This is a genomic window from Streptomyces sp. NPDC002076, assembly GCF_053593835.1.
This window is the reverse complement of the sequence record NZ_JBSFDI010000010.1, coordinates 81,305-98,206: the sequence shown is the minus strand read 5'-3', so window position 1 is coordinate 98,206 and position 16,902 is coordinate 81,305. Positions and strand designations below refer to the sequence as shown.

Here is a 16,902-nt window from a genome sequence, read left to right as displayed (position 1 = left end):
CTGCCCGGCGCCTTCCTCACCAAAAACGCTCACCGAACCCCGCACGGTTCCGCCACAGCTCCTCCTGCACCCCGAGCCGTTCACGCAGCCGGGTGATCCGGGGCAGCTTCGCCCGTTGCCTGCTGGAGACCTTGTCCAGCTCCTCGAACAGGCGCCGGGTGCGGTGCTCGGTGTTCAGCTCGTCGATGATCCGGGTCGTCTCGGTCAGCACGGCCCCGTACAGCTGCCAGTTCGCCGAGTCCTTGCCGATCTCCTCCTGGAGCAGCTCGGCCAGCCGGTCCCGGGTGCCGGCCGCCGTGTGCAGTTCGGCGGACAGCCGGGCCTCCGCCGACTCGGCGTTCTCGCTCAGATGCGTGGTGACCAGGACCGCGAAACTGACCACCGCGTCGGCGATCTCCGACAGCAGCTGTTCCACGGTCGCCCCGACCCGAGGCGGGAACAGCTCCTCGGCCCCCCGGGCCTTGGCCAGGTCCGTGAAGGTACGGGCCAGCACCCGCAGGACCACCGTGCAGATCTCCAGCGTGTCCAGACCGGTGCGCAGCACCACCCGGTGCAGCAGCCCCTCCTTGACCCGCGGATTGAGCCGCAGGCTGTCCTCGGCCTGCCGGAGCGAGGCGTCCACCCGGGAGATGTGCTGGTCCAGCCCCCGCGCCTCGTGCAGCCGCTCGGCCGCCCGCTCCCAGGAGATCCGGCCGGCGGCCTCCTCACCCATCCGCAGCATCAGCTGCCGCACCCGGCGCGCCTGGTCCTCGATCGAGCGCCCCGCCTCGTCCACCCACACCGGGGGCGGCAGCAGCAGATTGCAGGCCGTGCCGACGACCGCGCCGATCAGCGTCTCCACGATGCGCGCCCAGGCGGTGAAGCCGACGGTGGTGACCCCGAGGACCAGCATGGCGCTGATCGCCACCTCGGCCACGTACTCGTCGACCCGCACCAGGTGCCCGACGGCCAGCGAGGCCACGATCAGCAGGGCGAGGCTCCACCAGGTCAGCCCCACCAGCACGCTGAAGGCGATCGCGACCAGTACCCCGGCGACCACCGAGTTCACCCGGCGGATGCCGTTGGTGAGGGTGGCGTAGAAGGTCACCTGGACGACCAGCAGCGCGGTCAGCGGCGCGGTGAGCGGGGCCGGCTCGGGGCTCAGCCGGAGGGCGATGACGTAGGCGATCGTGGCAGCCATCGCCGACCGCAGCGTCTGGACGACCACCGGCTGCCGGCGTCGCTCCACCAGGCGCCGCAGTCCCGTGGCCCACTTCCGTACGTCGTGCATCCCTTGGCCTGTTCCCGTTCCTGGGGTGGGTCGAACGTCCCGCGATTGCGGGCTGCTCCTGTCCGCAAGGGTTCGTACGGTGATCCCGGCGGTTGAGCGGCACGACCAGCAGGCCTGTGGCCTCGCGCTCACCGCCGGCCGTCCGTTCCAGCCGGCGGCTGCCCTCTCCGGTGAGCAGGTGGCCGAGCCGGACAAGGTCCTGGACGCCGTCGCCACCGATCAGAACCGGCCACTCGCACCGACGCCGGTGGTGGCCCTGCGCAGCTCTCGGTGTCGTCAGACGTACAGTTTGTCGATGAACGCGGACAGATTGCCCGTCGTACGGGCGATCTGCTCCTCCGTCGTCAGGGTCTCCTCGAACCGGGCGCCGGACTCCGGTACCTTCTTGCCTCGCACATACAGCGAGCACGCAAGGTCGGTGCACATGTAGAGACCGACCGAGTTGCCCTCGCGGCCCGCCGCCCCCGCCTTGCGTGCGGCCATCAGCGTCACCCCGCCGCCGGGATGTGTGGTCAGACACACCGAGCACATGCTGCGGTGCAGAAACCCGCGCTGCGAGGCCTGGAAGCGCAGGGCGACGCCGACGAGCCGGTCGTCCCTTTCGGTCACCAGATAGCTGCGGTCGGGCGCCCCCGGATCCCGCCAGCCGAGGAAGTCCAGGTCGTCCCACGGGCGTTCGGCGAGATCGCGTGGCACCGTCAGTCGCTTGGCCTCCCCCTTGGAGCAGTTGACAAATGAGTTGCGGATGTCCTGCTCGGTGAGCGATCTCATGGGGGGAGTCCTTCCGGATTCGTCGCCGTGAACCACGTGGTCCATGAACCTAATGGGTCTAGGTTCACGGCTAGCCTAAGTAGCCAAGGGGAGGGCGGGCCAATGGATTTCCGGCAGGGGCTGCCGCCGCGCGCCCGACGGGCGCTGGACCATGTCGCCGCCGGGGTGAGCGGCCCACCGCTCGTCACCGGCCTGCGCATCACGCTCAACTTCCATCCTGACCGGGTCTCCGGCGGACTGCCGATCCTGGAGGCACTGGCCCGGGACGGCGCCTACCACTCGCAGTTCGTCACCGGCACCAGCAACGGCGGTCTCACCGCGCATCCGGGCGGCGACCGGACACGCTGGGAGAGCCGGATCTTCGGCGGCGTGTACGACGACGCGGCCCCGGCCGAGCGCCCGCTGTACGGCGGGCTGAACTTCCGGCGCCAGGTCGTCGGCGCCGCCCCGCGCTTCGGCTCCTCGCATCTCAGGCTGGCCGCAGCGGTGCTGCACCGGGCCACCTTCTGCTACCCGGACAGCGCGGCCGAGCCCGCAGACTTCGGCGTGGCCTCGGCGATGCCGCTGATCGCGCTCGCGGACGCGGACGAGCAGGACCCCCTCAACGACTACATCGAGAGCCATGTGCACGCCGGAGTGCTGCTCGCCCGGGACGTGGAGGCGCTGGTGCTCGACGCGAGCTACCGCGGCACCCCGGTGGAAACGACGGCCCGGAACCTGCCCTTCCCGCTGGAGTGGCACCCCGGCTACCGGCTCACCGTCACCGCACTCCGCCACCACGCCGACTACCGGGGGCCGCAGTACGCAGACCTCGCCACCCTGCCACGCCTCTCCAAGTCCGGTCACTGCCGAGCCGGACGCCCCGCGCTCCTGCCCCGTCTCCCCCTCCGTCCTCGCCTCCGGTGGCCACACCTCCGGTCTCAGGACGGCCAACGCGTAGGCATGGGCGACCAGTTCGCCGCGCCAGGCCTTCAGCGCGGCCCCCGAGAACGGCGCGATGTTCGTCCAGCACCGCATCGCCGCCGAGGTCGACGAGGTCTGGCAACTGCTGGCATCCGGTGCGAGGGTGTACGTCTGCGGCGACGGTGCCCGGATGGCCCCCGGCGTCCGCGAGGCGTTCCGCACGCTGTACCGGGAGCACGCTCCCGGTGCCGATGCGGCCGCGGCCGGGAAGTGGCTCGACTCGTCGATCGCGGAAGGGTGTTACGTGGAGGACGTGTACACGGCGGGGTGATCCGCGCCCCGGAGAGACGCTTCCCGCACCTCCTGCTTAGCTCAGGCCGTGAACTAAGGGTTGGTAGAATCTCGCCTTCCGCCTGCCCGAAGGGGTATGTTGCAGGTCGGGCAGGGTTTGTGAAGGGAGCGGCATGGCGGGGCGTAATGGGCGCACGGTGCGCGACCTCAGGCGGGGCAACCGTACGGCGGTGCTGCAGAAGCTGTACTTCGACGGCCCCCTCAGCCGTTTCGAACTGGGCCCGGCCACCGGCCTGAGCTCCGGCTCGGTCAGCAACGTGGTCGCCGATCTGATCGCGGACGGTCTGGTCGAGGAGGCCGGCAGCGTCGACTCCGACGGCGGCCGGCCCCGCACCCTGCTGCGCGTCGCCCCGGACAGCGGACAGATGATCGGCGTCGATGTCGGCGAGACCCGGGTCCGCGTCGAGCTGTTCGACCTGGCCCTGACCGAACTCGCCCGCACCGAACGCCGGTTGGCCCCGCAGGGCTATGACGTCGAGGTGATCGCCGGCCACATCCGGGACGGCATCGCAGAGGTCCTGGGCGCCGAACAGGCCGTGCCCGAGCGGCTGCTCGGCGTCGGAGTCGGCGTCCCCGGCATCGTCGAGCACACCACGGAGCGGGGCGCCGTCGTCCACGGGCAGACCATCGGCTGGGACGGCGTCCCGCTGGAGCAGTTGCTCCGCTCGGCCTCCCGACTCCCGGACGAGACCCCGTACTTCATCGACAACGGCGCCAAGACGCTGGGCCAGGCGGAGATGTGGTTCGGTGCGGGACAGGGCGCCCGCAACGCCGTGGTGGTGCTCTTCGGCTCCGGCGTCGGCGCCTGCGTGGTCACCCCCGAGGTGGAGCACGGGCGGGCGGTGGAGTGGGGGCACCTGACCGTGCGGGTGCGCGGACGCCGCTGCCGCTGTGGTGCGCCCGGCTGCCTGGAGGCCTACGCGGGCGCCGAGTCGCTGCTGGCCCGCTGGCGCGAGGAGGGCGGACGGCCGCCCGCGGACACCGACGAGGAGACCGCGCTCACCGCGATGCTCGCCGCCGCGTATCCGGCCGACGGCGCCGAGCCCGACGCGGTCGCGCTGGCCGTCCTGGAGGAGACCGCCGAGTACCTCGGGGCCGGCCTGTCGGACCTGATCAACCTCTTCCAGCCCGAGCGGATCCTCATCGGCGGCTGGGCCGGACTCCAGCTGGGCGCCCGCTTCCTGCCGGCCGTACGGCGGCACGCGACGACCTACGCCCTGCGTCATCCGGCCGACAAGGTCACCATCGACCTCGGCCGGCTCGGCCCGGACGCGGTCACCGTCGGCGCGGCGATCCTGCCCCTGGCCGAGTTCTTCGCCAGCGGCGGCCGCCGCCCGGAACCGGTCACCGAGGACCGCCTGCCGGCATGGCGAGCCGCGCTGCGACAGAGGGCCCCGCGCTGACCGACCGTCGCCCGAGGGGGCGCGGGCTGCGTTCGACATGCGGCCACCGTCGTGTGCGCAGCCGCAGTGGCGCCGCGCACCACCGACGGCCTCCCCCGGCACGGCGCCACCCGCCGCTCAGGCCGGCGGTTCGTCCGCGTCCGGCGCGTCGTCCGCCGGAGTCACTTCCTGCTCGCGCGGCTTGGCCGGTGGGACCTCCCACGGGTCCTCGCCGGCGCCCGCCTGCTGGTCGGGCATGTCCCTCGGGACCGGGTCCGCTTCGCGTCCCTGCTCCGGCTCTCGATGTGCGCCCATGGCGTTCTCCCCTCGGCCCGGGCGCGCGGCGGGTCAGCCCGCCTTGCGCCCGCGCATCGGCTCGGTGTCCATCCCCGCTCCCTTGTGCAGGCCGTCGAGGAACTCCTGCACCACCTCGGTCGCCGTGCGCCGCGGCTGCCAGCCCAGCTCGGTGCGGGCCCGGCCGCAGTCCATCAGCGGCAACCGCAGCACGGCGTCGAAGAGGTGCGGTGAGGCCGGCAGCAGATGCAGCCCCCAGGCCGCGGCGATCGCCGACCGGGCCGCCGTACGCGGCAGTCGTACCGGGCGGCTGCCCAGGAGCTCGCCGAGCACGCCGGCGTCGAGCGGCGGGTCCGCGGCGAGGTTGAAGGCGCCCCGCGCGCCGTCCGGGTACACGGCGAGCCGGTAGGCCTCGGCGGCGTCGTCCGTGTGCAGCGCCTGCACCCTGAGCCCCGGGACGTCCGGCAGGATCGGAAGCAGCTCCGGCCGGGCCAGCGGACCGGGCAGGAAACGCCCGCCGAAGATCCGCCGCTGCTCGCTCGCCGACTGCCACTTGAACAGGAACGCAGGGCGCATCCGCACCACCCGCACCTCGGGATGGTCCCGCTCGAACACGTCCAGCGTGCGCTCCAGATAGGCCTTCTCCCGGCAGTAGGCGGCGTCCGGCCAGCCGTGCGTCGGCCAGGACTCGTCCACCGCGCGGTCCTTCGGGCCCGGCGAGTACGCGCCCACCGACGAGGCGTGCACCAGAACCGGCACCCGCGCCGCGGCGACCGCCTCGAACACCCGGATGCCGCCGAGCACATTGGTCCGTCAGGTGACCGCCGGATCGTGCGTCGGCTGGAACGCCCAGGCCAGATGGGCCACCGCGTCGGCGCCCTCGAACCGCTCGGCGAGGTTCGCCTGCTCGGAGCCGATGTCGACCGCGGACCACTCGGTCTTCGGCGGCGACCACCCCGGCGTACGGCGGGCCAGTCCGCGCACCGACTTGATCCCCGGGTCCGCCGAGAGCAACCGCACCACACTCGTGCCGACATTTCCGGTGGCACCCGTGACGACGACCCTGATGCCGGCTGCGCTGCTCACCTTCGGCTCCTCTCCGCCCACCCTCCGCGGGACCGGCCGGGTACCCGGGCCCGGGCGCGCGCACACCCGGCCATGACCTGGCAGGTAATCGACCCGTGCCCGGGTGCCCGGGAGCATCGGGGACGTCGGTGCGGCCGAGCAGCGTCGCACCCGGTCCGCACCGCCCGAGGAGGCACCGCATGCCGTACTACGACAGCCCGGTCGACGGCACCCGACTGCACTACGTCGACCACGGTCCGGCCACCGGCCCCGTGGCCGTGTTCGTCGCGAGCGCCTACATCGGCCATGAGATGTGGGAGTACCAGATGCTGCCGCTCGCCGAGGCCGGATTCCGCTGCGTGGCGCTGGACCGGCGGGGCCACGGACGCTCCGACGACGCCTGGAACGGCTACGACCTCGACACCCTCGCCGACGACCTGCACGGTCTGCTCGACCACCTGGACCTGCGCGAGGCCACCCTGATCGGGCACTCCATCGGCGCCGGGGAGGCGGTGCGCTGCCTGAGCCGCCACGGCTCCGACCGGATCTCCCGGCTCGCGCTCGTCGCCTCGATCAGCCCGGGCGTCGTCCGCTCACCGGGCACCCCGGACGGTGTCGACCCGGCGGTGGTGCAGGCCGACCTCGAGGTGTTCCGGCGCGACCGGGCGGCCTGGTTCGCCGCCGGGGTGGACAGCTTCTTCGCCGTGCACCTGCCCGAGAACGAGGTGTCCCCCCAGTACGTCCGCTATGTGACCGACCGCAGTATGAACACCGGCCCGCGCGCGGCGACGGGCATCCGGGCCGTCATCGCCGCTCTCGATCTCGCCGCCGAGCTCCCGTCGGTGGACGTGCCGGTGCTGGTCGTGCACGGCACCGACGACACCTCCGCGCCCCTGGCCCGCACCGGTGAGCGCACGGCCAAGCTGGTGCCGGACGGCACGCTGAAGGTGTACGAGCACGGCGGCCACGGCCTGTTCGTGACCCACGCGCAGCAGCTCACGGCGGACCTGCGGGAGTTCGTCGAGGCGGGCCGGGCCGCGGCGGCCGGGTGAGGACACCGGCATGCAAGAGCCCCGGCCGTGACGGGGGATTCACGACCGGGGCGGTCCGGTGGTGGGCACGGACGGCGGTCGCCTCTCGGCGAAGGGCTCCACAGGGCTTCAGCCGAACGATCGTCCCTGTGGGCAGAAGGTGAGGCCCGGGGACACTGTCCCATCCGTACCCACGGATGGTTCAACGGGCAACAACCCTCTGGTGTTCCAGCCACCCATGTGACCTGCGCCACTCCCATGATGCTCAGGCCAGCGGGCTCCCGTCCAGCCGTGCGAGCAGGTCGGCGGGGTCCGCGTACACGATCTCCGCCCCGGCCTCCTCCAGATCGGCCCGGGGAATCCCGCCGCACAGCACCCCCACACAGCGCACCCCGGCCTTGCCGCCCGCCCGCATGTCCCACACGGTGTCCCCGACGAACACCGCCCGCGAGGCCGGAACCCCGGCCAGCTCCAGGGCGTGCCGCACGGGCTCCGGGGCCGGCTTGCCCTCCTGCACGTCCTCTGAGCTCGCCGTGTCCGCGATCGCGTCGTCGGCGTCGATGGCCCGGCGCAGCGCGCCCAGCTCGGCGCCGCTCGCCGACGTGGCGAGGACGACCGTCCAGCCGTCCCGGTGCAGCCGGCGCAGCAGCTCCCCGGCCTTCGGCAGGGCGGGCAGCCGGTCGAAGTACTGGCCGTACAGCGCCCTGTGCGCCGTGCTCAGCTCACCGTCCCGGTCCTTGTCGCGGCCGTGGCCCAGCAGGTGGGCGATCAGATCCGCGGAGCCGAGGCCGACGGCCCGGTGCACCGCGTGCATGGGCACGTCGTGTCCGGCCTGCCGGAACGCCTCCCACCAGGTGACGACGTGCAGGTGGTTGGTGTCGACGAGAGTCCCGTCGACATCGAAGACGGCGGCGCGCTCCATCCGGGTCCTCTCGTGGTTCTCGCTGCTCCCGCGGCACGCCGGGTACCACGCCGCCCGGATCAGGAACCCGCCGCGCGGGCCGGGATCCGGCCCTCCCGGGTCCAGGCCAGCAGCTCGTCGGCGGACCAGGTGGTCACCACCCGCTCGGCGGGCACGCCGCACTCCTCGGCCCGGGCGCAGCCGAGGATCTGCCAGTCGAGCTGGCCGGGTGCGTGCGCATCGGTGTCGACGGAGAACAGCACCCCCGCGTCCACGGCCCGGCGCAGCAGCCGGCGGGGCGGGTCCAGCCGCTCGGGACGGCTGTTGATCTCCACGGCCGTACCGGACTCGGCACAGGCGGCGAACACCGCGTCCGCGTCGAACTCCGACTCCGGCCGACCCCGGCCCGTCACCAGCCGCCCCGTGCAGTGCCCGAGCACATCGGCGTGCGGATTGCGCACGGCGGCCACCATCCGGCGGGTCATCGACCGGGCGTCCATCCGCAGCTTGGAGTGCACCGACACCACGACCACGTCGAGCCGCTGAAGCAGCTCCGGCTCCTGGTCCAGCGAGCCGTCCTCGAGGATGTCGCACTCGATGCCGGTGAGCAGCCGGAACGGCGCCCAGCGGGCGTTCAGCTCCGCCACCACCGCCAGCTGCTCGCGCAACCGCTCCGGCGACAGTCCGCGGGCCACGGTCAGCCGGGGGGAGTGATCGGTGAGAGCGGTCCACTCGTGCCCGAGCCCGGACGCCGCCCGCCCCATCTCCTCGATCGGGCTGCCCCCGTCGGACCAGTCCGAATGGGTGTGACAGTCCCCGCGCACCAGCGCCCGCAACTCCGCCCCGGCGCCGTCCGCCCCGACCGACACCCCGGCCTCCTCCTCCAGCTTCCGCAGATACCCGGGCACCTCCCCGGCCAACGCCTCCCGCACCACCTGCGCGGTCTTGGGCCCGACCCCTTTGAGCGCCTCCAGGGTCCCGGCCTCGGCCCGCTCGGAAACCTCGTCCGCGGGCAGCGCGGCCAGCGTCCGGGAGGCAGTCCGAAAGGCCTTCACCCGATAGGTGGGAGCCAAGGCCCGCTCCAGCAGAAACGCGATCCGGTCGAGGGCGGCCACGGGTTCCATGCAACCCAGGGTGCGACGGATGCCGGTCAGTGGCGCGGGGAACTGCGCGACAAGCGACAACGCACCGCAGACCGCGACGGCGTCCCACCACGCAGCCGAAACCCGTTTGCCCACCCGACGCACGGGTACTGCGATGCCCACGCAAGCCGAGGAGGCCGCCCATGCCCCGCGCAGCGATCGTCACCGGCGCGGACTCCGGAATCGGCCGAGCCACCGCCGTACGCCTGGCCGAGGCGGGCCTGGACATCGGCATCACCTGGCACACCGACGAGCAGGGCGCCGAGGGCACGGCGGAGGAGGTCCGCGGCAAGGGCCGCCGCGCCGCCGTCGCCCGGCTGGACCTCACCCGGCTGCCCGAGGCCGCCGACACCGTGGACGAGCTGTGCGCCGAACTGGGCCGTCTGGACGTCCTGGTCAACAACGCCGGGACAGGTGTCATGACCCCGTTCCTCGACCTGACCCTCGCGGACGTGCGCCGGGTCCTGGACGTCGACCTCGTCGGCCCGTTCCTGTGCGGGCAGCACGCGGCCCGGCACATGATCCGGCAGGGCGACGGCGGCCGGATCGTCAATGTCACCTCCGTCCACGAACACCAGCCCCGGGTCGGCGCGGCACCGTACTGCGCGGCCAAGGGCGGGCTCGGGCTGCTCACGCAGGTCATGGCGCTGGAGCTCGCCGAGTACGGCATCACCGTGAACGCGGTCGCGCCGGGCGAGATCGCCACCCCGATGACCGGCCAGGAGGACACCGATGTGCACACCGAGCGGCGGCCCGGCGTGCCGCCCGGGCGGCGCGGCGACGCCCGGGAGGTCGCCGCCGTCATCGCCTTCCTGGCGAGCCCGGACGCCTCGTACGTCACCGGCGCCTCCTGGAGCGTCGACGGCGGCATGCTCCGGATGGGCCCGCAGGCCGGCTCCCATCTGACCGGCGACGAATGGTGCCGGTCCTGAGACCATGCGCCTGCGGGCCGGCCCCTCACCGATCCCGGAGAGCTCGCCGGGATCCGGGCCCTGACCATCCCTCCCGCCTGGCATGACGTGTGGATCCGTCCCTGGCCGGGCGGCCACCTCCAGCCGTCGGCACCGACGACGCCGGGCGACGCCAGTACCTGTACCACGAGCAGTTCCGCGCCGAAGAGCAGAAGGCCAAGCACGAGCACGTGCGACAGGTCGCGCGGGCCCTGCCCGAGCTGCGGGGCAAGGTCAGCGACCCGGGTCACCGCCTGCGCGGTCCGCCTGCTGGACCTCGGCTTCTTCCGCATCGGCAGCGACCGGCACACCCGCTTCAGCGAGACGTAGGCGAGATCACCTTGAGCTGTCCGGCCAAGGGCGGCGTGGAGACCGTCCGCGCCCTCGTCGACGAGCAGGTCCGCACCGTCGCGCGGGCGCTGCTGCGGCGCCCGCGCGAAGGCGACCGCTTCCTGGCCTACTACGCGCGCGGTTTCTGGCACGACCTGCACAACGACGACCTCAGCGCGGCGCTGCTCCGGCTGAGCGGCACCGATGTCACCGCCAAGGACCTCCGTACCTGGCACGCCGCCGTGGCGGTCGCCGTGGCCGCCGAGAGCGGCCGGGCGACCCGCACCGCCCGGCGCCGGCAGATCACCCGTGCGGTCCGCGAGGTCAGCCACTACCTGGGCAACACCCCGGCGGTGTGCCGGTCCTCCGCCATCGCCCCGGCCGTCTTCGACTGTTCGAGGACAACGTGACCATCGCCCCCCGTGCTCACCCGGCTGGGGGAGCGCGGGGACTTCGGGCGCCCGGCCACCCAAGGGGCGGTCGAGGCGGCGGTTCTCGATCTTCTGGACGGCTGCGGCGGATGACTCGTCGGCGCGCGAAGCGTTCTACGCTGAATTGCATGACCGAACAAGGAGCCCCCTACATCTCCCATCCACGGGTCCTGGTGCACGGAGTGTGCCCGGGCAAGCCCGGCGAGCCGCCTTTCAGGATCATGGAGATCGACGGTCAGGTCATCGGTGAGGCCAGGACCGTCACCGACGTACTGGAGGCCGCCGCCTCGTACGGCATCACCATCCACGACCTGGACGACCCCGATGTGGTCCGCTGGGTCGGTGGTGGCAAGTACACCTGGACGCTGCACTGAGCGGCGCGCGGCTCAGCCGACCGTCCACTTCTGGTTGGCTCCGCCCGTGCACGTCCAGATCTGCAGGCGGGTGCCGTTGGCCGAGTTGTTCCCGGTCACGTCGAGGCATTTGTTCGCCTGCGGGTTGACGATGTCGTGCGCTCCGGTGACGGTCCACTCCTGGTTCGGGCCGCCGGTGCAGTCCCACAGCTGGACGGTCGAGCCGTCCGCGGTGCCGTTGCCCGTGACGTCCAGGCACTTGCCGAGCGCCCGGATCGTGCCGTCCGAGCCGACCGTCCACTGTTGCGCGGCCGTGCCGTTGCAGTCGTAGAGCCGCACCGGTGTGCCGTTCGCCGAGTTCGCGCCCGCCACGTCCACGCACTTGCCGGCCAGACCGCGTATCGGCACCCCGGCCGCGCTGTCACTCGTCGTCACCGACACCGAGTCCACCACCAGTTGCTGCGGGAACTGGGTGCTCGAGTCCGGGTCGCCGGGCCAGTAGCCGCCGACGGCCAGGTTCAGAATCAGGAAGAACGGCTTGTTGTCGAACACCCAGGTCTTTCGGCCCAGGTCGGCCGGCGTGCGGCGTTCGTAGACATTGCCGTCCACGGACCAGGTGATCGAGCCGGGTGACCAGTCGACGGCGAAGGTGTGGAAGGCGTCCGCGAAGGCCTGTCCGTTCGGCAGGCTGTAGGCCGCGCCGATGCCGCCGGAGCCGGAGTAGCCGGGGCCGTGGATGGTGCCGTGCACGGTCGAGGGTTCGAAGCCGACGTTCTCCATCACGTCGATCTCGCCCGAGTCCGGCCAGTTCACGGGCGTGCCGAGCATCCAGAACGCCGGCCACATGCCCTGCCCGCGGGGGATCTTCATCCGTGCCTCGACGTGCCCGTACCGGGCGTTGAACTTACCGGCGGTGTTCAGCCGGGCCGAGGTGTACTGGCACGTGCCGTACCAGCACTGGTAACCGGCCGGGTTCTCCTTGCGGGCCGTGATGACCAGGTGGCCCTGGCCGTCCAGGGCCGCGTTGTTCGTCCCCGAGGTGTAGTACTCCCGTTCGTGGTTGTTGACGTTGTCGCCGGTCTCCAGATTCCACTTCGAGGAGTCGACCGCGGAGCCCGCGGGCCCGTCGAAGTTGTCGGAGAAGGTGGTAACGGTCGCCGCCGCCGGTGCCGCGGCCTGGGCCCGTGCCGGACCGACGGCGGCGGAACCGACCAGCGCGGCGGACAGCGCGGCGAGGAGACATCTGCGGAGCATGCGTGAGGAGGCCATGGCTCTCCGTTCTGCGTGGGGGGTGAGGCGCCTCTTGATTTAAGGAGTGAGAAAAGAGGTCGTCAATACCTTGGTGCAGACCTGTTCTTGACGAGTCATCAGGCGCTCTGGGTGCACAGCGGGTTTCCGTTCACGCACCCGGGGCACTCCGGCTGCGGACCCGCGTGCCGCCGCCCCTGTAGGGGCCCGGCGGTGCTTGGATGCCCCGAGCGGCACACCGGACACTTCGCCGCGCATGCGCGCAGAGCGGACCGAGGAGGTGGTCGATGACCCGGCGTACGGCCCCCCGCACGGTCCTCCTCGCCCTCGGTGAACTCGCCGCCTGGTGGGGAGCGCTGACACTGCTGTGGCTCGTGCTCATCACACCGGTCTACCCCCTGGAATGGGTCGTCGGCGGGAGCTCGGCGGCCGTCGGGGCACTGCTGGCACGGGCCGGCCGGCGGGCGGTGACCTGGCGGTGAACGGCTGGATCCTCGCGGCGACCGTCGAACTGGGCGGGGGAGGGGCGGCCGCCCTGTGGGGCGTCACCACCGGAGGGCCGGCCCGCCGGGTCGTCGCGCAGAACATGACCACCTCGGCCCTGTGCCCGGCTCTGTTGCTGCTCTCCCAGGGCTACGGCCGCCCGGCCTACGTCGACCTCGCCCTGCTGCTCGCCCTGCTCGGCCCGGTCGGCACGCTCGTCTTCGCCCGCCTCCTCTCCGACGACCTGGCAGCGGAGCGGCCGAGCGCCTGGGGACTGACCTGGACCGCCGCCGCACTGAGCGCGGTGGTCGTGGCCGCCGTCTGCGCCGCCACCGGGCCCGGCCGCGCCATGGCGAAGCTCCTGGTCATCGGCGCCCTCCTGATCGCCGGCAACGTGATCGCCTCACGCGCGCTGTCCGGCGGGTTCCGGGGGGTGCGAGGTGGCTGACACAAGCCCGCCCGGCGTTCGGGCGACCGCGCCACCCACACCCCGTCCGCACCGATGGGAGGCGGCGGACCAGCGCTCGGCAGGCGCTCGGCGCTGCGCGGCCGATGCGCTCGCGGGCCGTCCATGGGGATGCCCTACGGCCGGGGCGCGCGCGGGGCGGTCGCGGGAGCGTGCGAAGGAGCGCGTGGCGGCTGCTGTGTGGGGCGGTCGCCGGAGGGGGTGGCGGTCCGGGTGTCCGCGCGCCGGCCGACGGGATGCGCGGCGGCTGACGAACCGTCGGCGGGCCCGAGCGGAGGTGCGGCATGGATGATGCCGTGATCGTCGTCGCGCTGCTGCTGATGGCCGCCTCCGCCACCGCCGCCGTCGTCCAGCGCGACCCCGCACGCCAGGCGCTGGTGCTGTCCGTGCTCGGGTCCGTGCTGGCCGCCTTGTTCACCGTGCTCCAGGCCCCGGATGTCGGCCTGTCCCAGCTGGCCGTCGGCTCCGCGCTCACCCCGCTGCTGATCATGCTGAGCGTGCGCAAGGTCAGGCGCCGTGGTCGCGCGGAGGACGGTGGTGCGAAGTGAACCGGCTGCGGCTCGCCCTGCTGGCCCTCGGCGGCGCCGGCCTGGCCGCCCTGCTCGTCGCCGCCTGCCTCGACCTGCCCGGCTTCGGCGGCCGGAGCCATCCGTACGGCACCCGGGCCGTACACGCCTCCCTCACCCGGCGCACCGCCAACACGATCGCCTCCGTCAACTTCGACCAGCGCGCCTACGACACCCTCGGCGAGATGAGCATCCTGTTCGCCGCCGTCCTCGGCTGCGTGGTGCTGCTGCGTCAGGCCCGCGACGAGCACCGGGCCCAGCCGCAACCCGCCGAGGTGGCCCGCCCGGTCCGCCGTTACGCGCTGATCGTGCTGCCCGTCGCCCTGGTCACCGGCCTCTACGTCATCGCCCACGGCCAGCTCAGCCCCGGCGGCGGCTTCCAGGGCGGAGTCGTCGCCGCGACCGCCCTGCACCTGCTGTACCTCGGCGCCGACTACCACGCGCTGGAACGCATCCGCCCGCTCGCCGTCTTCGAGGCCTCCGACTCGCTTGCGGTCTCCTCCTACGTCGTGCTGGGCGTCGCCGGTGTCCTGGCCGGCACCGCGTTCCTGGCCAACACGCTGCTGCCGTACGGCACCTTCAACACCCTGTCGTCCGGCGGCACCGTTCCCCTGCTGAACGCGGCCATCGGCATGGAGGTGGCGAGCGCGATCATCGTGCTGCTCGCGAACTTCCTGGAACAGGCCGTCGAGATCGAGGAAGGGCAAGGGAGTTGACCGCCGTGATGCACGTCCTTCCCTACCTGGTCGCCGCCTACGTCTTCCTGACCGGCTGCTACGGCCTCGCCACCAGCCGCAACCTCATCCACGCCGTCGGCTGTCTCGCGGTCTGCCAGTCCGCCACCTATGTGCTGCTGCTGGCGGTCGGTTACCGGGACGGCGGCACCGCACCCGTCTTCTCCGACATCAAGCCCGGCTCCCGGCCGGTGGTCGACCCGGTCGTCCAGGCGCTCACGCTCACCGACATCGTCGTCGGCGCCACCGCCACCGCGCTGCTGCTCGCCCTCGTCCTGCAGATCGCCAAGCGGCACGGCACGGTCGACCCCGACGAACTCCGGGAGTTGCGCGGCTGATGCACCATCTGCTCCCGCTGCTCGTCGCGATCCCGCTGCTCGGCGCCGCGCTGCTGGTGGCCGTCGGCCGCCATCTGCCCCGGATCGCCGCCGACGTCACCGGCTTCGTGGTCGCCGGCGGTACGGCCGCCCTCGCGCTGGTGCTGCTGCTGAACTCCTCGCCGCCGATGGTCGAGTGGGTCGGCGCATGGCTGCCCGTCGACGGCGAGAGCGTCGGCATCGCCGTGGTCGGCGACGGGCCCTCGCTCGGCATGGCCGCGCTGGTCTCCCTGCTGACGCTGGCCGCGCTCGCCTACTCCTGGCGCTATTTCGACGAACCGCCGCGCGGCCACCCGGGCGCGTTCACCGCGCTGATGCTGGTCTTCCAGGGCGCCATGTGCGGGTTCGCCATCGCCGGCGACCTGTTCAACGCGTTCGTCTTCTTCGAGCTGATGAGCGTCACCGCGTACGCGCTCACCGGCTACCGCATCGACGACGCGAAGGCCGTACAGGGCGCGCTGACCTTCGGTGTCGTCAACTCGCTCGGCGCCTACGCCATGTTGATGGGCATCGCACTGCTGTACGCGCGCACCGGCGAGCTGGCCATGGCGAAGATCGGGCGCGGTCTCGACACGGCGGCGGGGCACGGGGGAGCGGACCCGCTGGTCCTCGCCTCCTTCGTGCTCGTGCTGACCGGACTGCTGGTGAAGGCGGCCGCCGTGCCCTTCCACTTCTGGCTCTCGGACGCACACGCCGTCGCCCCCACCCCGGTGTGCATGCTGCTGTCCGGGGTCATGGTCGAACTCGGCGCCTACGGCGTCTGGCGGGTGTACGGCACCGTCTTCGCCGGCCCCGGCGGCATCCCCGCCGCCGACCTGACCCGGGCCCTGGTGACCCTCGGCGTGCTCACCGCCGCGACCGGTGCCGTCATGTGCTGGTACCAGCGGCACATCAAGCGGCTCCTTGCCTACTCCACCGTCGCCCACACGGGCCTGTTCCTCGTGGGCCTCGGCATCCTCACCCCGCAGGGCGACGACGGGGTCGCCCTCTACATCCTCGGGCACGCCGGAGTGAAGGCCGCGCTGTTCGCCTGCGCGGGCGTCCTCCTCGACCGGTACGGCTCCGTCGACGAGCACGCGCTGCACGGCCGGGCCCGCGAACTGCACGCCACCGCGGTGATGTTCGCCGTGGGCGCCCTCGGCCTCGCGGGCCTGTTCCCGTTCGGTACGGGTCTCGGCAAGGCGGTCACCGAGGAGGCGGTCGGCGGGCCGCTCACCGTGGTGTACGTGGCCGCCTCGGCCATCACCGCCGGCGCCGTCCTGCGCGTCACCGCACGGGTGTTCCTCGGCCTCGGACCGCGCCCCGAGGAAGCCCACACCGAGCTGGAGACCAGCGGATCCGAGGAGGAGCCCGAGACGACCGGACCGCTGAGCCGGATCCCGGACACCATGACGACGGTCCCCGCCGTGCTGCTCGCCGCCGCCCTCGCCGTAGGAGCGGTCCCCGGATTCGGCGACATGGTGGCCCGCTCCGTCAATGAGGCCGGATCGGGCGGCGCCCAGGCCTCGGCGCAGTGGACGGCGCACGGCATCCTGCTGAGCCTCGCCTCCACCGCGCTGGCCGTCGGCCTCGCCGGCCTCGCGGTGACCCGCCCGCGCTGGACCGCCGCCCCCGACTGGGCACGGCCCCTGCGCCGGCTGCAGTCCGGCCACGTCGGTGACTACGTGGCCTGGCTGCTGGTCGGCGCCACGGCACTGGGGGCACTGGCCCTGCCGGCGGTGCTCGGCGGCTGACCGGGAGACTGTGCGTACGCTGTCGGATTCCTGTGCATGACGGAATCAAGCCTCGGGTAAGGAACCCTCTTTTCCGGTGCAAATTCCATGTCGTGTGATTAAAGAAATACCCTCGGTGAGG

General features: G+C 72.6%; 17 protein-coding genes and 3 pseudogenes. 13 read left to right on the top strand and 7 right to left on the bottom strand.

The window, feature by feature from the left end; all coding sequences use genetic code 11:
* Positions 1 to 16: 16 nt before the first annotated feature.
* Both ACWCQS_RS22080 and ACWCQS_RS22075 read right to left on the bottom strand, forming a co-directional pair.
* On the bottom strand, positions 17 to 1,270 hold the full coding sequence (locus ACWCQS_RS22080) for an FUSC family protein (protein ID WP_451006002.1): 1,254 nt from the start codon (positions 1,268 to 1,270) through the stop codon (positions 17 to 19).
* Positions 1,271 to 1,546: 276 nt separating this feature from the next.
* A complete protein-coding gene (locus ACWCQS_RS22075; protein ID WP_451006001.1) occupies positions 1,547 to 2,041 on the bottom strand; it encodes an FBP domain-containing protein in 495 nt (164 codons plus the stop codon).
* Positions 2,042 to 2,143: 102 nt separating this feature from the next.
* Here ACWCQS_RS22075 and ACWCQS_RS22070 point away from each other — a divergent pair.
* The 3 genes and pseudogenes from ACWCQS_RS22070 to ACWCQS_RS22060 all read left to right on the top strand — a co-directional run.
* A pseudogene (locus ACWCQS_RS22070) lies at positions 2,144 to 2,860 on the top strand (DUF3626 domain-containing protein); the annotation flags it as partial.
* A 136-nt stretch (positions 2,861 to 2,996) separates the two neighbouring features.
* A pseudogene (locus ACWCQS_RS22065) lies at positions 2,997 to 3,275 on the top strand (hypothetical protein); the annotation flags it as partial.
* Between the two features lie 133 nt (positions 3,276 to 3,408).
* Positions 3,409 to 4,698 (top strand): ROK family protein, encoded by a 1,290-nt coding sequence (locus ACWCQS_RS22060; RefSeq protein ID WP_451006000.1) that lies wholly within the window; start codon positions 3,409 to 3,411, stop codon positions 4,696 to 4,698.
* A 117-nt stretch (positions 4,699 to 4,815) separates the two neighbouring features.
* Here ACWCQS_RS22060 and ACWCQS_RS22055 read toward each other — a convergent pair whose 3' ends face one another.
* Positions 4,816 to 4,992: a hypothetical protein gene (locus tag ACWCQS_RS22055; protein WP_451005999.1), complete on the bottom strand. Its 177-nt coding sequence runs from the start codon at positions 4,990 to 4,992 to the stop codon at positions 4,816 to 4,818.
* 33 nt (positions 4,993 to 5,025) lie between these two features.
* Positions 5,026 to 6,057: pseudogene (locus tag ACWCQS_RS22050) on the bottom strand (SDR family oxidoreductase).
* 179 nt (positions 6,058 to 6,236) lie between these two features.
* On the opposite strand from ACWCQS_RS22050, the gene ACWCQS_RS22045 reads away from it, so the two are divergent.
* Complete coding sequence (locus ACWCQS_RS22045; protein WP_451005998.1) at positions 6,237 to 7,088, top strand: alpha/beta fold hydrolase; 852 nt, start codon at positions 6,237 to 6,239, stop codon at positions 7,086 to 7,088.
* Between the two features lie 244 nt (positions 7,089 to 7,332).
* On the opposite strand, the gene ACWCQS_RS22040 is transcribed toward ACWCQS_RS22045, so the two are convergent.
* Positions 7,333 to 7,989: an HAD family hydrolase gene (locus tag ACWCQS_RS22040; protein WP_451005997.1), complete on the bottom strand. Its 657-nt coding sequence runs from the start codon at positions 7,987 to 7,989 to the stop codon at positions 7,333 to 7,335.
* A gap of 59 nt (positions 7,990 to 8,048) precedes the next feature.
* Complete coding sequence (locus tag ACWCQS_RS22035) at positions 8,049 to 9,092, bottom strand: PHP domain-containing protein (protein ID WP_451005996.1); 1,044 nt, start codon at positions 9,090 to 9,092, stop codon at positions 8,049 to 8,051.
* Positions 9,093 to 9,253: 161 nt separating this feature from the next.
* Between ACWCQS_RS22035 and ACWCQS_RS22030 the strand changes: the two genes are divergently transcribed.
* The 3 genes from ACWCQS_RS22030 (at position 9,254) to ACWCQS_RS22020 (ending at position 11,195) form a co-directional block, all read left to right on the top strand.
* Positions 9,254 to 10,042 carry an SDR family oxidoreductase gene (locus ACWCQS_RS22030; protein WP_451005995.1) on the top strand — a complete coding sequence of 263 codons (789 nt, stop codon included), beginning with the start codon at positions 9,254 to 9,256 and terminating at the stop codon, positions 10,040 to 10,042.
* Between the two features lie 89 nt (positions 10,043 to 10,131).
* On the top strand, positions 10,132 to 10,800 hold the full coding sequence (locus tag ACWCQS_RS22025) for a hypothetical protein (RefSeq protein ID WP_451005994.1): 669 nt from the start codon (positions 10,132 to 10,134) through the stop codon (positions 10,798 to 10,800).
* Positions 10,801 to 10,949: 149 nt separating this feature from the next.
* On the top strand, positions 10,950 to 11,195 hold the full coding sequence (locus tag ACWCQS_RS22020) for a hypothetical protein (protein ID WP_388625243.1): 246 nt from the start codon (positions 10,950 to 10,952) through the stop codon (positions 11,193 to 11,195).
* A gap of 12 nt (positions 11,196 to 11,207) precedes the next feature.
* Here the strand turns inward: ACWCQS_RS22020 and ACWCQS_RS22015 are convergent, their stop codons facing one another.
* Positions 11,208 to 12,443 (bottom strand): RICIN domain-containing protein, encoded by a 1,236-nt coding sequence (locus ACWCQS_RS22015; RefSeq protein WP_451005993.1) that lies wholly within the window; start codon positions 12,441 to 12,443, stop codon positions 11,208 to 11,210.
* Between the two features lie 266 nt (positions 12,444 to 12,709).
* Between ACWCQS_RS22015 and ACWCQS_RS22010 the strand changes: the two genes are divergently transcribed.
* The 6 genes from ACWCQS_RS22010 (at position 12,710) to ACWCQS_RS21985 (ending at position 16,781) form a co-directional block, all read left to right on the top strand.
* Positions 12,710 to 12,904: a hypothetical protein gene (locus ACWCQS_RS22010; protein WP_451005992.1), complete on the top strand. Its 195-nt coding sequence runs from the start codon at positions 12,710 to 12,712 to the stop codon at positions 12,902 to 12,904.
* Positions 12,901 to 13,353 (top strand): MrpF/PhaF family protein, encoded by a 453-nt coding sequence (locus ACWCQS_RS22005; protein WP_451005991.1) that lies wholly within the window; start codon positions 12,901 to 12,903, stop codon positions 13,351 to 13,353. The genes ACWCQS_RS22010 and ACWCQS_RS22005 overlap by 4 nt, the downstream gene beginning before the upstream one ends.
* Before the next feature lie 302 nt (positions 13,354 to 13,655).
* On the top strand, positions 13,656 to 13,919 hold the full coding sequence (locus ACWCQS_RS22000; protein WP_388625254.1) for a Na(+)/H(+) antiporter subunit B: 264 nt from the start codon (positions 13,656 to 13,658) through the stop codon (positions 13,917 to 13,919).
* Positions 13,916 to 14,653 (top strand): MnhB domain-containing protein, encoded by a 738-nt coding sequence (locus tag ACWCQS_RS21995; RefSeq protein ID WP_451005990.1) that lies wholly within the window; start codon positions 13,916 to 13,918, stop codon positions 14,651 to 14,653. Before ACWCQS_RS22000 ends, ACWCQS_RS21995 begins: the two co-directional genes overlap by 4 nt.
* An 8-nt stretch (positions 14,654 to 14,661) precedes the next feature.
* Positions 14,662 to 15,009, top strand: coding sequence for a sodium:proton antiporter (locus tag ACWCQS_RS21990; RefSeq protein ID WP_388625950.1), 348 nt, complete (start codon positions 14,662 to 14,664; stop codon positions 15,007 to 15,009).
* A complete protein-coding gene (locus tag ACWCQS_RS21985; protein WP_451005989.1) occupies positions 15,009 to 16,781 on the top strand; it encodes a complex I subunit 5 family protein in 1,773 nt (590 codons plus the stop codon). The genes ACWCQS_RS21990 and ACWCQS_RS21985 overlap by 1 nt, the downstream gene beginning before the upstream one ends.
* The last annotated feature ends 121 nt before the right edge of the window (positions 16,782 to 16,902 follow it).

Coding starts and splice junctions, on each gene's coding strand:
- ACWCQS_RS22080 (WP_451006002.1), bottom strand. CDS start 1,270: ATGCACGACGTACGGAAGTGGGCCACGGGACTGCGGCGCCTGGTGGAG.
- ACWCQS_RS22075 (WP_451006001.1), bottom strand. CDS start 2,041: ATGAGATCGCTCACCGAGCAGGACATCCGCAACTCATTTGTCAACTGC.
- ACWCQS_RS22060 (WP_451006000.1), top strand. CDS start 3,409: ATGGCGGGGCGTAATGGGCGCACGGTGCGCGACCTCAGGCGGGGCAAC.
- ACWCQS_RS22055 (WP_451005999.1), bottom strand. CDS start 4,992: ATGGGCGCACATCGAGAGCCGGAGCAGGGACGCGAAGCGGACCCGGTC.
- ACWCQS_RS22045 (WP_451005998.1), top strand. CDS start 6,237: ATGCCGTACTACGACAGCCCGGTCGACGGCACCCGACTGCACTACGTC.
- ACWCQS_RS22040 (WP_451005997.1), bottom strand. CDS start 7,989: ATGGAGCGCGCCGCCGTCTTCGATGTCGACGGGACTCTCGTCGACACC.
- ACWCQS_RS22035 (WP_451005996.1), bottom strand. CDS start 9,092: ATGGAACCCGTGGCCGCCCTCGACCGGATCGCGTTTCTGCTGGAGCGG.
- ACWCQS_RS22030 (WP_451005995.1), top strand. CDS start 9,254: ATGCCCCGCGCAGCGATCGTCACCGGCGCGGACTCCGGAATCGGCCGA.
- ACWCQS_RS22020 (WP_388625243.1), top strand. CDS start 10,950: ATGACCGAACAAGGAGCCCCCTACATCTCCCATCCACGGGTCCTGGTG.
- ACWCQS_RS22015 (WP_451005993.1), bottom strand. CDS start 12,443: ATGGCCTCCTCACGCATGCTCCGCAGATGTCTCCTCGCCGCGCTGTCC.
- ACWCQS_RS22010 (WP_451005992.1), top strand. CDS start 12,710: ATGACCCGGCGTACGGCCCCCCGCACGGTCCTCCTCGCCCTCGGTGAA.
- ACWCQS_RS22000 (WP_388625254.1), top strand. CDS start 13,656: ATGGATGATGCCGTGATCGTCGTCGCGCTGCTGCTGATGGCCGCCTCC.
- ACWCQS_RS21990 (WP_388625950.1), top strand. CDS start 14,662: ATGCACGTCCTTCCCTACCTGGTCGCCGCCTACGTCTTCCTGACCGGC.
- ACWCQS_RS21985 (WP_451005989.1), top strand. CDS start 15,009: ATGCACCATCTGCTCCCGCTGCTCGTCGCGATCCCGCTGCTCGGCGCC.